Consider the following 14,919-nt stretch of genomic DNA (forward strand, 5'->3'; position numbering starts at 1 on the left):
TGAGCTCTCGTCCGGCGGGCAACGATCTGTTATGATGCGTCAAAATACGCGGAGAGGAAAATTTTGCAATGAAACAAGTGGAACTCCTGGCTCCAGCCGGTGATCTTCATAAAATGGAAACCGCTTTGCGATACGGCGCCGATGCGGTCTATCTCGGCAGCCCGCGCTTTGGCCTGAGAGCGCCGGCGGGCTCTTTTGATCTCCAGGCGCTGCGACGGGCCGTGGACTTGTGCCATTCACTCGGCAGGCGGCTTTACCTGACGCTCAATGCCTATCTGCGGCCGGAGGAGTTTCCCGAGCTGGAATCTTTGCTCGAAGAGCTGCGTCCCCTGGACATTGACGCCTACATCGTCTCCGATCCAGGAGTTGTCGCCACGGTGAAAAGGATTGATCCTGGTCGGGAACTGCATCTTTCCACCCAGGCCAATACCACCAACGCCGCGGCGGCCCAGTTGTGGGGTTCCCTTGGCGTTTCGCGGGTGAATCTTGCCCGGGAACTGACCCTGGAGCGCATTGCCGCCGTCCGGCAGGGCACATCTGTTGAGCTGGAGGTGTTTGTCCATGGCGCCATGTGTGTCGCCTATTCTGGCCGCTGCCTGCTGTCGGCCGTGTTGACCGGGCGCGAAGCCAACCGCGGTGAGTGCGCCCACCCCTGCCGCTGGGGGTATGCGCTGGTGGAAAAGACGCGGCCGGGGGAATACATGCCGGTGGAGGAGCATCAGGACGGGACCTTTCTCTTCAACAGTCGCGACCTGTGCTTGCTCGACCACCTGCCCCAGCTGATCGGCGCCGGGGTGGACAGTCTCAAGATCGAGGGGCGCATGAAGAGTCTTTACTATGTGGCGGCCGTCACCCGCGTTTATCGCGCCGCCCTGGATCGATTTTATGCCGATCCGCACAACTACGTCGTCGATTCCCTCTGGCGCGAAGAGCTGGACAAGGTCAGTCATCGCCCCTACGGCACAGGCTTTCTGCTGGGGGAGGATTCACCCCAGGTGCATACGACCGATTCCGCTTATGTGCGTAGCTGTGATTTTGTCGGTCTTGTGCACCGGCAGGAAGGCGAACTGATTGTAGAAGGGCGCAATCGCTTCTTTCCCGGCGAGAATCTGGAGCTGATCGGCCCCGGTATGCGGACCAAGCCTTTTAAGGCCGGCCGCATTGAAACGTTGGACGGCGAGGGGGTGCCCGCCGGTCAGCCCAATATGCGGATGCGCATCGAATTGCCGGAAGGGGCGCAGGAGGGCGACATTCTGCGGCGACCCATGCTGAACAGTTCGTTGCAGGTTTAGAAGAAAAAGAACAGTTTCTTTTTAGGTTCCCGTGCCGGCACCGACCAGCAATGTCCGCTGCGGACTTCACAGCAGGTTAGCGCGCGGCCGTAAACCGCCCCTGTATCCAGCCCCAGCCGCCCCGGTTTTTTCAACGGCCCTTTTGATTGCGGCGTGTGGCCGAAGACCACGGTCTTGCCCCAGTCGTAATCATTGTCCAGGAAATCCTCCCGTATCCACAGAAGATCCTCTTCGCTCTGCTGTGAAAGGGGCCGTTCCGGCCGCAGACCGGCATGGACGAAGATGAATTCCGGCGTCTCATAATAGAGTCGCAGGTTCTCAAAAAAATTCAGGTGGTCTCCAGGAAGACTGTCGCCCGGGTGCAGGGCGTAGCTCTCCAGCGTTGAGCGCCCACCGTTGGTCAGAAAGGCCAGATGGTCGCGTCCGGAGATGAAATCGAGCAGCATGGCCTCATGGTTGCCCTTGAGGAAGACCGTGTGCGGAAAACGTTTGGCAAAGTCGAGCAGATAATCCACAACTGCGCAGGAGTCGGGTCCGCGGTCGATATAATCGCCGAGGAAAACGACCTGATCGTCACTTTGCGGTGCAACCCGCTTCATCAGGGTGCGAAGCTGATCCAGGCAGCCGTGTATGTCTCCCACCGCCAGCAGGCGGCCGGTGCTGTTGTCGTGTGTCGTCATGCGTCGAGTATTTTCCCGTTGATGCAGAAGGTTTTTCGGTTCAGGTCGGACGCCCCTCACGGACCTTGGTCGGGACTACCCGTGCGCAGGCCTGCGGCCCCGCCAGTTCGCGATAGACACGAAGCAGGAAGCGTACCGTCACTACCTTGTGGATCGCCGCCTGAGTCAGGCGGTAGATTTGGCGGCGGAAAAAGGAGGGCTGGGCGCTGCCCAGCAGCAGGGGGCAGAATTCAGACAGCTGCAGCTCGATCCGCACCCCTTCAGGCAACTCTTCCGTAATGAATTGCAGTCGGCCGCGATGGCACATGTCGCGCTGAACCAGAAAACCACCGCAGATTTCCATCGTGCAGGTGCGCCGTGAATCCTGATGCTGTTCGACGGGGGCGTTGAACTCGAGCAGATTCCAGGGCGTGCCCGCCAGACGAAAGCGAACACCCTCAGAATCGCAACCCGGACGCACCAGCCCGAAAGTAAAGCGGCGCAGGTGCTCCAGGTAGCGGTCGAACAGGAAACGGGGAGTGACCCCGTCGGTCAGATGGCGGGGAAGTTCCAGCCATTGCACCGAGAAAACGGAGGAATCGTCCAGCAGAACCTGCTGGCAGGCGATTTCGCCGGGCTCGGAGTTTGCGTCCATACGCTGACATTCTCCAAAAAAATGGTAGATTTGCAGTGATCGTTGAAGTTTAACACAGAGAGAGCCCGACAGTCGATTCTGTCGGTTCAGTGCCTTTAAAGGGAAAGGGGTGTTTTTATGGGGAAAGAGAGATTGGTCGTTATCGGCGGCGATGCCGCCGGCATGAGTGCCGCAAGCAAGGTGCGCCGCGAAGACCCGGAAAGGCAGATCATTGTATTCGAACGGGGGCCGCATACTTCCTATTCGGCCTGCGGCCTGCCCTATTATATCGCCGGCATGATCAAGGATTCTGATGACCTTGTCGCGCGCACTCCTGAAAAATTCAAGGAGAAGTACAACATCGACGCACGGGTGGGGCACGAAGTGCTGCACATCGATCCGGATGCCGGCAAGGTGCGGGTGGTGGAGCGCGAAAGCGGACGTGAGTTTGACGAGGGATATGATCAGTTGCTGATCGCAACAGGCGGGGTTCCGATCTGCCCGGATCTACCAGGCTCCGGGGCGCAGGCGATCTTCGGGCTGTCGACCCTGCAGAGCGGCATCCGGGTGCGGCAGTTTGTGGATCAGGTATCTCCCCGCCGGGCAGTGGTCGTCGGCGGCGGCTACATCGGCCTCGAGATGGCTGAAGCGCTGGTGCGGCGCGGTCTGGAGGTCAGTTTGGTTGAAAGGGCCGAACAGGTCATGGCCACTCTGGACCCTGACATGGGCTCCCTGGTTTCAGATGCGCTGCGCGAAGTGGGAGTGACGCTTTACCTGGAAGAGTCCCTGACCGGCTTTGAGGTTGCAGATGGGCGTGTCAAGGCGGTCGTGACCGATAAGCGCACCTTGCCTGCCGATATGGTGATCCTCGGCATGGGCGTGCAGCCCAACAGCACCCTGGCCGAAAATGCCGGGCTGAAGTTGGGGGAGAAAAAGGCGATCCAGGTTGATTCGCGCATGCGGACCTCGAAAGCGGGCATCTGGGCGGCCGGGGACTGTGTCGAGAGCTATCACCTCCTTATGCAGCGCCCCGTTCATATTGCGCTGGGCACCGTTGCCAACAAACAGGGCACCGTGGCGGGCATCAACCTCGCAGGCGGCGACGCGACCTTCCCTGGTGTGATCGGCACTGCGGTGAGTAAAATCTGTAAATATGAAGTTGCGCGCACCGGATTGCGTGAGGCGGATTTAAAAGTGATGAATATGCCCTACGTCGAGGCTGTGATCAAAAGCCGCACTCGCGCCGGGTATTATCCCGGTGCAGGTCGGATCACTGTCAAGCTGATGGCGCACAAGGAAGACGGCCGCCTGCTGGGTGGGCAGATTGTAGGGCTGGAAGGGGCTGCCAAGCGCATCGATGTGCTGGCCACAGCTATTACGGCCGGGCTGACCGCGCAGCATCTGGTGGATCTCGATCTGTCCTATGCTCCGCCTTTTTCGCCGGTTTGGGATCCGGTGCAGACCGCGGCGCGACAGATTCTCAACAAGCTGTAAAAGAAACGGGGCGCCTGATCGGGCGCCCCGTTTCTTCTCATACGCAATTCCCCGGTTCCACTGAAAGCAGGACCGGGGATGTCAAGTTCGGTTGACTCAGTAGTTTTCCCCCAGAAGTTCGAAATGCGCCTGGGGATGGGCGCAGGCTGGGCAGGTGCCGGGTGCTTCGGTACCTTCATGCAGGTAGCCGCAGTTGCGGCAGCGCCAGACCACCGTTTCGCCGCGTTTGAAGACCTGGCCGTTTTCAATGTTGCGCATCAGGTCGAGATAGCGTTTTTCATGCTGTTTCTCAGCCACGGCAATCGCTTCGAAAATATCGGCAATGTCGTTGAAACCCTCTTCCCGCGCAACCTTGGCGAAAGAGGGGTACATGTCGGTATGCTCGTAATTTTCACCGGCGGCGGCTTCCTTGAGGTTTTCCACCGTGGTGCCGATAACGCCGGCGGGGAAGGCTCCTTCGATCATGACCTCACCACCCTCGAGCATCTTGAACAGGCGCTTGGCGTGCTCTTTCTCCTGGTCGGCAGTCTCTTCAAAAATAGAGGAGATTTGCATATACCCTTCCTTCTTGGCCTGGGCGGCGAAATAGGTATAGCGGTTGCGGGCCTGGCTTTCGCCGGCGAAAGCGGTCAGGATGTTCTTCTCGGTCTTGGTTCCTTTCAGTCGTGCCACGTTGTTTCCTCCTTTGTGTTGAATAATGCGGGGCGTGGCCCCAGGTTTCTTTGGTTCAGTTTTGCTCCGCCTCGCAGCATTGCGGGCAGGTGCCGAAAAAGTCGATCTGGTGCGTTTCAACCTGAAAACCGGTTTTCTCAATGACTTCCCGAACCAGATCGGTCGTCGGGAGACCCTCAAAGTCGATAATTTTTTTGCACCGGGTGCAGATCACGTGGGGATGGGGGTAGGGCTTGTTGCCGTCGTAGCGACTGCGACCGTCGAGAACTCCCACCTCCAGCGCTTCTCCAAGGCTTTTCAGCAGGTTTGCGGTTTTGTAAATGGTGGCGCGGCTGACCATGGGAAAGTCGCGGCGCACCTGTTCGTAAATCTGGTCCACCGTGGGGTGCTCCTTGCTTTCCACCAGAATCCGCAGCACCGCGAGCCGCTGAGGGGTAAGGCGGAAGTCGCGCTCCCGCAGGCGGTGCAGAATCTGTTCAAGGCGCGGGTTGCTGTGAGTCATCGTGGCCCCGGAATGCTTATTTTGCGGAAAACAGTTATCAGTGGATAATATCTCTTATTTGTAGCGCGCATTTTTTCTTTGTCAAGGCGGGAGCATAAAAAATAGGACCGGACCGATTGGTCAAACAATCGGCCCGGTCAACACATGCAGAAAGCGAAACTTTATTCAGTGAGAGCAGCGATAATTTCCCGGCAGAAGGCCGGCAGGTCTGTTGGCGTGCGCGAAGTGATGATGTTTTCGTCGCGGACGACTTCGCGGTCGAGATATTCGCCCCCTGCGTTGATCAGGTCGTCACGGATGGCAAAAAAACAGGTGAATTTCCGGTCGCGAATTGCATCGGCGGAAGCCAGCATCCAACCGCCGTGGCAGATGGCAGCGAGAATTTTTCCCTGCTGGTTGGCCTGACGCACCAGTTGAACCATCGGTTGGGAGCGCCGCATGTGGTCGGGCGCATAGCCTCCGGGAATGATCACCGCATCGTATTCGGAAATTTTGGTATTGTCCGCCGCCTTGTCGGCCTTGACCGGATAGCCGTGCTTGGATTCATAGGTTTCAGCCTTGGGGCCGACAATTCTGACCTTGGCGCCGGCCTCCTTGAAGCGCAGCAGCGGATACCACAATTCAAGGTCCTCGTAGAGATTTTCGGCGAGGATCGCAATCTTTTTGCCTTTAAGCTGCATTGTGCAACCTCCATCGGGGAAAGAGATTCAGGATTCAACAGTGAGAAAGTGTAACATATTTCTATTTTTTTGCACCCCGGTTTGCGAAACGGCTCAGAAATTTCTCGACGGACACCTTGCGCGCCGTGTTGTCTGAACTCATGGAGCGCACCCGGCCATAGATGGGCCGTTGGGGCCAGGGGCGGTCAAAGCGGCCGAGACACCAGAATATGCCGCTGAGGCTGTTAGGGTTGCGGCCGTCGAGGGCGTAGCGGTCGTTGAGCTCCAGCATGATGGAGAGAGCCTGCCGCGGCCCCGCACTCCATTCCAGGATCTTTTTCCCCCACAGCATGCGCAGATAGTTGTGAATGATGCCTTCACGTACCAGCTGCCGCTGGGCGGCGTTCCACAACGGGTCATGGGTTCTGGCCTGCTCGAAGTCCTCCAGGGGGTAGAGCCAGGGGCGGGGATCCTGCTCGTGGCTCTCGAGCGTCTGCCGCACCCAGTCCGGCAGGGATTCATAGCGGGCGGCATCCTCGCGCAGAAAAGCGAACGCATAGCCCAGTTCCCGCCAGGTCACCAGCTGGTCGAGGAACGCTTCCGCTGCCGGCGACAGGCCCCACCACCCTTCGCGGCGACCGCGGATCTCAGGGCTCAGTCGGTCTGGTGACCACTGCTGTGCTTCGCTCAGGCGGAAAAAAATCTCGTGACTGGAAATATGGCCGAAATGCAGATATGGGCTCAGTCCGCTGGTCACGTCAAGATCGGGGTGGTTGCGATATTGCGCGTACATCTCCAGCCGGTGATCGAGAAAGCGTGTCAGCCGCAGGCGTGCAGAAGTGGTGCCGCCGGTGCAGGGAGCAGGGGGAATGCTGTGGTCGATCGGCAGTGAGGACAGAGCGGAATCGCTACGATCGCCGATCAGGTCGAAGGAGGGGGGAAACTCTTCTGATAAGTCGCGGAACAGCCGGTCCGGCAACATCGGCAGTGCCGCATCTTTAAGCGGATCGGGATGGGGCGGGCTCACCAGGTGAACGGGGAGGTGCTTCTGCAGAAAACGCCGGAAAGCGTAGGCGCTCGGATAGGCTTGCGGGATCGCATTGAGCGGCATGAGACCGTTGCTGTCCACCGCGATGGTTGAAACACGGGGTTGAATATTCAGGGCCTGTTCGCCCGGCGCATAATAGTTGGGAAAATCGTCCGAAACGATGACGCAGGCTTTTTGCGCGAGGCGGCCCAGCAGCTTTGCGGCCTGTCCCTTCTGTCGTTCCACGTAGGGATAGTAGCGGGCGCCGCGGTTTTTCAGCCGGCGCGCATTATCGGCCATGCCGTCAAGCGTGAAACGGTGAAGGCGGTTGCTTGAAAAAGGCATGCTGCACGACAATAGTTCCACGACCAGCAGCGGCTTGTTGAGATCCTGCGCCAGGTAAACCGCCTGCTGAAGAGCGAAATTCCAACCGGTGCGGCGGAAGGCACTCATGATGTAGAGGATGAAATCTGCGCTTTCCGCCGGGGGCAGATCGCACAGCTCGCGGCAGCGGATTGCAGGTGCGGGCAGGGTGGAAGCGGCCATGATCGAAGTCTCCCCGTTTAAAGCCAGTTCTTCTTTTTGAAGAAAAAGACCAGCCCGATGCCAAGGCCGATCATGATGCCCCAGACCGCAGGATAGGCCCATTTCCAGGCAAGCTCGGGCATGTACTCGAAGTTCATGCCGTACACCCCGGCGATAAAGGTCAGTGGGATAAAGATGGTGGCGATCAGGGTCAGCACCTTCATAATTTCATTCATGCGGTTGCTGACATTGGACATGTACAGATCGAGCATGCCGCCGAGCAGATCACGAAAGGTCTCTACCGTATCGATTACCTGGATACAGTGATCGTAAACGTCGCGCAGGAAAACCGCCGTTTCACGACTGACCATTGGCGTTTCCTCGCGACCCAGTTCGCTGATCAGCTCCCGCAGGGGCCACACCGATTTACGCAGCAGGATCATTTCGCGGCGCAGGCGGTGGATCTGATTGAGGGATTCCGGAGACGGGTCGTCAAGCAGTTCATCTTCGAGCTGTTCGATCTCGTCGCCGATCTTTTCCAGGATGAAGAAGTGGCTGTCGACTATGGCATCGATCAAGGCATAGGTCAGGTAGTCGGGGCCCAGGAAGCGTATGCGGCGTCCGCTGCGCAGACGCTCGCGCACACCGTCAAAAACATCGCCGTGGCATTCCTGAAAGGAAATGACGAAGTTGTTCCCCAGCACAAAGCTGACCTGCTCGGTGCGCACCCCTTCATGTTCGGTATCGTAGATGAGCATCTTGACGACAATGAAGATGTAATCGTCGTAGATTTCGACCTTGGGGCGCTGGTCGGTGTTGAGAATGTCTTCCAGCACCAGGGGGTGCAGGCCGAAGCCCTGGCCGAGGGTTTCAATCACCTTGACCTGGTGCAGCCCCTCGACATTGATCCAGGAGATAGTGTCTGTATCGCGCAAAGCAAGGCAGGATGCGGCGTCTGGGTACTCACGCTGGTCGAGGTGCTCCTGGTCATAGTCAAAAACATGGATGCGCGGCGCGGCTTCGCTTTTTTCCCCCACGTGGATCAGGGTGCCGGGAGCGGCGCCGATTTTCTTGCCGCGTTTCTTGAGCAGTTTTCGTGTCATGCATTCTCCTGCTTTTTTGCTAGAATGACGTGAGTCACAACTTTGCCTTGCCTCTGATCAGAAAGGCCATAAATTTATATGACGGACAAAATCCGCATCGGTATCAGCAGTTGCCTGCTGGGGCACAACGTGCGTTTTGACGGCGGGCACAAGCTCGATCGATTGATACGTGACGTGCTCGGCGCTTACCTCGACTTCGTGTCGGTCTGCCCGGAGGTGGAAGTCGGCCTGCCGACCCCGCGCGAAACTCTGCGCCTGGTGGGCGAGCCTGATCGGCCGCGGCTGGTGTTCGGCAAAAGCGGAGAAGATATCACTGAACGCATGCAGGACTGGGCGCACCGCCGATGCGATGAGCTGGAGAAGGAGAATCTGTGCGGGTTCATTTTCAAGAGCAAGTCTCCTTCCAGCGGTATGGAGCGCGTCAAGCTCTACGATAAAAACGGCGTGCCGTCCAAACAGGGCGTGGGCGTCTTTGCCCGTGTCTTCATGGAGCGCTTCCCGCTGATCCCGGTGGAGGAGGATGGACGCCTGCATGACGACAAGCTGCGGGAGAATTTCATCGAAAGCCTCTTTACCGTCAAACGCTGGCGTGATCTGGTCGAACGGGGGATGAGCGCCGGCGACCTGGTCGATTTTCATTCACGCCACAAGCTGCTGCTGCTCGCTCACAGCCCGCAGATCTACCGGGAGATGGGCAAGCTGGTAGCGGAAACCGGCAGGCAGGAGATGCAGACCCTGCAGAAAGAGTACGTCGAACTGCTCATGAAAGCGCTGCGCATGAAGGCCACCGTGAGCAAGCATATCAACGTCCTCGAGCATCTGCTCGGCTACTTCAAGCGCGAACTCTCCGCCGACGAGAAGCAGGAAATGCTGGAATCCTTTGCCAGCTACCGCGCCGGGCATGTACCGCTGATCGTACCGATCACCCTGATCAATCACTATGTGCGCAAGTACGACCAGCCGTACCTGAAGACCCAGTATTACCTCAATCCCCATCCGCTGGAGCTGCAGCTGCGTAATCACGTTTAAATCAAAATCGGATCGCATTTGTGGTAGGGGCGCAGCATGCTGCGCCCCTGCGTCAGCCCCAACGTCAGGATGTGTCGGCGGTTAATCTTTTGCCGGCGATCTGGACAGCAGCGCCAGCGGCAGGTCCTGCAACAGGGTACCGACGCCGAGATGGCCCCCGGCCTCGATCGATCGCCCCGACAGGAGGTCATGCCAGCTGCCCTGCATCTCTCCCGGCAGCACAATGCGAGTGTCGCCCCAAATCGCTTCCCCTAAGGGCCAGGTTCCTTCATCGACCAGGCCGGTCATCAGTCGCGGCACAACAGCCACCACCGCATTTGATTCCAGGCATCGGGCATAGGCCAGCAGGTGGCCGGCATATTTCCCTTCGACCTCCAGCGGCAGATAGTCGCCGTCGCTGAACAGATCGGCCTGCTGCTCCCGTGCCTGCAGGCAGCGCCAGGTCAGGTACAGCTTGATGCGCCCGCTCTGCCAGTCGTCTCGCAATTCGGCAAGCAGTCCGGTCAGGTTTTTTTTCGCCGACTTGCGCAATTCCGAGAGGGTTTTGTGGCGTGCCGGGTAGTCGACGGGCCGCCGGTTGTCCGGGTCGACCAGGCTCAGATCCCAGAGTTCACATCCCTGGTAGAAATCGGGAACACCGGGAGAGCTCGCCTTGAGCAGCAGCTGGGAGAGCCCGTTGAGCATGCCGAAGAAGGCGATCTTTTCCTGAAAGGGTGCGAAGTCCTCGATAAAGGAATGCTGCTCCTGAAACAAGGCGTCGATGAACTCTAGATAGGCATCTTCGTATGCGCTGTCCGGCTTAAGCCATCCGGTGTGCACTTTGGCCTCGCGTACCGCCTTGATGGCGTAGTCGCGGATGCGCTGCGGATAGTCTTCCATCTCTTGAGGGTGCAGAGGCCAGGAACCGAGCAGAGTCTGATAAAGAAAGTACTCGTCGTTTTTGTCGGGCACCATGCGGCGCCGCACCCGTTTTTTGAGTGGCGCGTTGAGACGGTACCAACTGCGCAGGTGACGCTCCCACTCCTGTGGCAGTTCGGACAACACTGCGATGCGCACCCGCGTGTCTTCGCCGCGTTTAGTGTCGTGGGTGGCAGTGGCGTTCATGGTGTGCGGCCACAGACGGGCGCGCTTTTGGTTGAGGGCGTGAAAATCGTCCGGTTTGACACCGAAATGCTCCGGCGAACCCCCCACCTCGTTGAGGCAGATGAGCCGATTGTAGACATACAGCAGGGTGTCCTCGATCCCCTTGGCCATGAGCGGCCCGGTGAACTGCTGGAAGCGCATGACGAAATGACGCCAGGCCTGGCGTTCTTCTTCCGACAGGTCGCGATTGATCTCCAGGGGCAGGATGCGGGCGAGAAATTCAAGTTCATTGGCCATGCCGGGGTTGTTGCGCTGAGCCTTGCGCAGTGCTTTGCGCAGATGAGTGCGCCCTTCATCGGCCTGTCGCCGCGGGGTGAGGTAGGTGCGATAGACAGGCATCTCCACCATCACCTCGATCAGTGCCTGGTGCAGGGCGTGTCGGGTCAGGTCGCTGCCGTAACGGTAGCGCGAAGCAAAATTTTTCAGCAGCAGGGTCAGATTGTCGATATCCCCCAGCATGTGCCGCTGGATGATCAGCCTTTTCTTCTCGACAGCCAGATCTTCGCAGCGTCCGCCGGGATTGGCGAAGCGGTGATAGATGGTGTTGAAGCGACGCTCCTGCGAGGCGTCGCACAGCACGCCGAGGGCGCGGTTGAGAAAGTCGTAGCCGCTGGTGCCCTGAGTTTTCCAAGTGCGGGGCAGGTTCTCGCGTTCTTCGAGAATTTTTTCCACCACCACGTAGGCTTCCGGTGCGGCAACGGCGAGGCGCTCCAGGTATTGCAGCGGATCATAGAGCCCGTCGATGTGGTCGATGCGCAGTCCGCTGAAATGCCCCTGGCGCACCAGCTTGAGCACCAGGCCGTGGCAGTGCTCGAAAACATCCTTCTCTTCGATGCGCAGCGAGATCAGGTCGTTGATGCTGAAAAAACGCCGGTAGTTGAGTTCCTCCGAAGCGACTTTCCAGTAGGAGAGACGGAAATACTGCTGTCCCAGCAGCGCATCGAGACGTGAGAAGGATTCGGGCTGATCCGGTGTGCCGTTGAACTGGTCGATGCTCTGGTCGATCTGGGTGCGAACCTGTTCATTTCGCTCGTAAAGCCCCCACAGAGTCTGCTTGATGAAGCGGATCTGATCGTAGCGGTCGCGGCTCGGGCCGTCGGCCAGGGTTTTAAGCAGGTACAAAACCCCCATGTACTGGATATGATCGGGATGATCGGTGCCGAGGCTGCGCCGCAGCGGAGCATGGGTTTGAGTCAGGATTTCGAGATAGCTGTCGATGCGTAGGGGATAGCGCTGATCGAAATAGCTGGCGAAAAAGCCTTCTTCGTCGTAACCCAGCCGGATTTCCCCCCGTTCCAGAGCCTCTCCGTAGAAGCTGCCGAGAAAAGGCGCCAACACACGACCGTGAAGACTCTCCAGGGGATGCTCCCAGTTTATGTCGAAGGTGCGGAAGTAGCGCGAATGAGAGCCGTTCTCCAGCACGTCCACCAGCATGGGGTTCTGCGCATCGAAAGCCATATGGTTGGGCACGATATCCTGCAGCCAGCCCATCCCCTGCCTGCGCACCTCTTCCGCCAGCAGGGTGAAGTCGCCACTGCCGCCGAGCTCCGGATTAAGGGCGTTCATGTCGGTGACGTCATAACCGTGGTCACTGCCGCTGCGCGCGCGGAAGATGGGGGAGGCATAGAGGGTGTCGATCCCCAGTTCCCGCAGGTAGCCAAGGGTTTCGCGGGCATGATTGAAGGTAACTCCCGGCGTAAACTGCATGCGGTAGGTCGCGGTCGGTATGCGCATCAGATCATCCCCACGTTGAGAGAATGTCCCAGCTGCTGGAACTGTTCAAACCACTCGGAAGACGTCGTGTTGCCCCGGTCGTAGGCGTTGCGCAGAGTCGGGCACAGCTGACGGCAGATGGCGTAGTAGGTGTTCTGTGCCTGCCACAGGTCGATGCTGATCGGCAGTTGCTGCAGCAACTCGATGGTTTCATTGATGGTGATGAGAAAGGCGAGATTGGCAGGAGCTTTGGCCAGCTTGCTCATTTGCCGAGCGATTTTTTCTCCAGCCGCAAGCCCCAGGGTGGGGTCGTCGAGCTTGAGAGAAAGCCGTTCCACCTCGTTGATCAGTCCCCGCAGGGTGAGAAGATCCTGTCCGCCGGCGGTCAGCAGCTTTTTCAGGCGGTCGGTCACCACCATCTCTACCGGGGCAGTGAGCGCGCGTGGTGCCGGTACGCCGATGTCGTTGAGAAAGCGCAGCAGGGCAAACTGGTTGTCATAGATCTGCTGATAGGTGCGGTTGAGATCTTCAAGCGGTTTCTGCATGATCTGATTGAGCACCTTGCGCTGCTCGTCTTTGAACAAGTGCCACAGGGTGTAGTTGTGTTGCTCGAAATGGCGATCGATCAAACGGATGACTTCCGGAAGGTCGCTGCGTTCGAAGGCGTCGCGCAGTTCTTTCTGCATTACGGTAAACGATTTTTCGTCCGGATAGGCGCGCACCCCCGCCGAGAGGTTGTGGTCGCCGAAGTGCAGAACTGCGAAGGCGAAATCCCCTTGGTTCAGAGTGATGCGGGAGCGCACCCGCGTACGACCGATCCCCAGTCGCACCCGTCCGGCGTGATAATCGGCGTAGTTCAGGTTGACCGCTTCGTAGCTGTAGACCTGCTGGGGGTTGTGGTTTTCTTCAAATTCGCAGGAGATGGCGTGGTGGGCGGCTACCCGCTCGAGGTCGAGGCGGGTCGTCGACACATGGCGTCGATAGATGTTGGCTGCATGCCGGTACTGCTTGAAGTTGCTGGGAACGCGGGCCAGCTTTTCGAGAAAAGCCGCCTCCAGGTTGGCGCCGCCAGCTTCTTCCGCCAGCTGGATGGCGCGCCCGGCATAGGCCATGATCTGAACCGTTTCGATCCCTGAAACCTCATCGAAGAACCAGCCGCAGCTGGTGAACATGAGCAGGGCGTGCCGCTGCATCTCCAACAGCCGCAGCAGGGTGACTTTTTCCTCCTCGATGGGGTCGCGCTCGCAAAGCTCCGCCAGGAAGCGGTTCACATGATGTTCGGAGCGATCGAGAATAACGTCGATGTAGGCGTCGCGCGCCTCCCAGGGCGTCGCCGTCCAGTGCTTCATCTGCCGTTCGAACTGCGCTGCAAGCTGGTCCCGCAACCAGTTCAGGGCCTCCCGCAGTGGAGCTCGCCATTTCTGGTGGGCGCCGGGGCGTCCGCTGTTGCAGCCGCAATCGGCACGCCAGCGCTCGATGCCATGGGCGCAGCTCCAGGAGGAGTTTTCGTGAATGCGCACCTCCCATTGGGGCGGGTGTTTTTCGAGATATTCGCCGTAGATGGTGAGTTTGACGTTCGGCTCCTTTTCCAGGTTTTTCAGGCAGTAGGCCAGTGCCATATCGCCGTAGCGGTGGTGATGGCCGTAGCTTTCTCCATCGGTGGCGATGTGGGAGAGTGCGGCATCCGGTCCGCCGGCCAGGCCGTCAAGAAGCCTGCGGGAAAAGTTTTCGCCGTCGTTGAGCAGGCCGCCGAAGGCCACGTCCTGTGAGGCGGCGCCGTCATAGAAGAAAATCGTGATACTGCGCCCCGAGGGCAGTCGGCATAGATAGGCCCTGCGTGGGTCGATCCCCCCTTCGCTGAGGGGCTGCCAGCTCTTCTCGCCCAGCGGGCGTACAGCTCTTGCCTGCCGGGGTGCCAGCAGGGTGAAGCTGATGTCATGCTCCGCCAGCACTTCGAGGGTGGCCAGGTCAACGGCGGTTTCGGGGAGCCACATTCCTTCGGGCTTGCGGCCGAAGCGCGACTCGAAGTCCTGGATTCCCCAGCGCACCTGGGTACGCTTGTCGCGTGCGTTGGCCAGCGGCATGATCATGTGATTGTAGGCCTGTGCCAATGCGGCCCCGTGACCGGAGAAATGTTCGCGGCTCTTGTGGTCCGCCGCGATAATCGCCTGATAGGTCTCTGGGCGATGGGCTTCGAGCCAGGACAGCAGGGTGGGGCCGAAATTGAAACTGATTTTTTCGTAATTGTCGGAGATGTCGACAATGAGGTTTTCGTGGTTGAGGATCCGCGAGGCGGCATTGGCCTGGTAGCACTCGGTGGTGATGCGCTCGTTCCAGTCGTGAAACGGATAGGCCGAATCCTGCAGCTCGACATCCTCGAGCCAGGGGTTTTCGCGGGGCGGTTGATAAAAATGTCCGTGAATACAGACGTAACGATCACTCATCAAACAGCTTCTCTCTTTAATTC

12 protein-coding genes are annotated in these 14,919 nt (G+C 58.9%); 3 read left to right on the plus strand and 9 right to left on the minus strand.

The window, feature by feature from the left end; genetic code table 11:
* Positions 1-68: 68 nt before the first annotated feature.
* Positions 69-1,292 (plus strand): peptidase U32 family protein, encoded by a 1,224-nt coding sequence (locus GSUB_RS03480; RefSeq protein WP_040199200.1) that lies wholly within the window; start codon positions 69-71, stop codon positions 1,290-1,292.
* On the opposite strand, the gene GSUB_RS03485 is transcribed toward GSUB_RS03480, so the two are convergent.
* Both GSUB_RS03485 and GSUB_RS03490 read right to left on the minus strand, forming a co-directional pair.
* Entirely contained in the window at positions 1,289-1,972 is a 684-nt protein-coding gene (locus GSUB_RS03485; RefSeq protein WP_052464480.1) for a metallophosphoesterase family protein, read from the minus strand. The genes GSUB_RS03480 and GSUB_RS03485 overlap by 4 nt on opposite strands.
* A gap of 40 nt (positions 1,973-2,012) precedes the next feature.
* The gene (locus tag GSUB_RS03490; RefSeq protein WP_040199201.1) at positions 2,013-2,606 is read right to left on the minus strand and encodes a hypothetical protein; all 594 of its coding nucleotides are present in this window, start codon (positions 2,604-2,606) and stop codon (positions 2,013-2,015) included.
* Positions 2,607-2,723: 117 nt separating this feature from the next.
* Here GSUB_RS03490 and GSUB_RS03495 point away from each other — a divergent pair, with 117 nt between their 5' ends.
* Complete coding sequence (locus GSUB_RS03495) at positions 2,724-4,079, plus strand: FAD-dependent oxidoreductase (RefSeq protein WP_040199202.1); 1,356 nt, start codon at positions 2,724-2,726, stop codon at positions 4,077-4,079.
* A gap of 96 nt (positions 4,080-4,175) precedes the next feature.
* On the opposite strand, the gene rbr is transcribed toward GSUB_RS03495, so the two are convergent.
* From rbr to corA, 5 genes are all read right to left on the minus strand, one after another.
* Positions 4,176-4,751 (minus strand): rubrerythrin, encoded by a 576-nt coding sequence (gene rbr / locus GSUB_RS03500; RefSeq protein ID WP_040199203.1) that lies wholly within the window; start codon positions 4,749-4,751, stop codon positions 4,176-4,178.
* A gap of 55 nt (positions 4,752-4,806) precedes the next feature.
* Complete coding sequence (locus GSUB_RS03505) at positions 4,807-5,253, minus strand: Fur family transcriptional regulator (RefSeq protein WP_040199204.1); 447 nt, start codon at positions 5,251-5,253, stop codon at positions 4,807-4,809.
* Between the two features lie 161 nt (positions 5,254-5,414).
* Positions 5,415-5,933 (minus strand): type 1 glutamine amidotransferase domain-containing protein, encoded by a 519-nt coding sequence (locus tag GSUB_RS03510; RefSeq protein ID WP_040199205.1) that lies wholly within the window; start codon positions 5,931-5,933, stop codon positions 5,415-5,417.
* A gap of 61 nt (positions 5,934-5,994) precedes the next feature.
* Positions 5,995-7,485: a cryptochrome/DNA photolyase family protein gene (locus GSUB_RS03515; RefSeq protein ID WP_040199206.1), complete on the minus strand. Its 1,491-nt coding sequence runs from the start codon at positions 7,483-7,485 to the stop codon at positions 5,995-5,997.
* 17 nt (positions 7,486-7,502) lie between these two features.
* Positions 7,503-8,567 carry a magnesium/cobalt transporter CorA gene (gene corA, locus GSUB_RS03520; protein WP_040199207.1) on the minus strand — a complete coding sequence of 355 codons (1,065 nt, stop codon included), beginning with the start codon at positions 8,565-8,567 and terminating at the stop codon, positions 7,503-7,505.
* Positions 8,568-8,645: 78 nt separating this feature from the next.
* On the opposite strand from corA, the gene GSUB_RS03525 reads away from it, so the two are divergent.
* Entirely contained in the window at positions 8,646-9,596 is a 951-nt protein-coding gene (locus GSUB_RS03525) for a YbgA family protein (RefSeq protein ID WP_040199208.1), read from the plus strand.
* Between the two features lie 81 nt (positions 9,597-9,677).
* On the opposite strand, the gene treY is transcribed toward GSUB_RS03525, so the two are convergent.
* Together treY and GSUB_RS03535 are read right to left on the minus strand one after the other, a co-directional pair.
* Complete coding sequence (gene treY, locus GSUB_RS03530) at positions 9,678-12,473, minus strand: malto-oligosyltrehalose synthase (protein WP_040199209.1); 2,796 nt, start codon at positions 12,471-12,473, stop codon at positions 9,678-9,680.
* On the minus strand, positions 12,473-14,896 hold the full coding sequence (locus GSUB_RS03535) for a DUF3536 domain-containing protein (RefSeq protein ID WP_040199212.1): 2,424 nt from the start codon (positions 14,894-14,896) through the stop codon (positions 12,473-12,475). The genes treY and GSUB_RS03535 overlap by 1 nt, the downstream gene beginning before the upstream one ends.
* Positions 14,897-14,919: the final 23 nt, after the last annotated feature.

Source organism: Geoalkalibacter subterraneus, assembly GCF_000827125.1.
In the GTDB taxonomy this organism is placed as follows: Bacteria; Desulfobacterota; Desulfuromonadia; order Desulfuromonadales; family Geoalkalibacteraceae; genus Geoalkalibacter_A; species Geoalkalibacter_A subterraneus.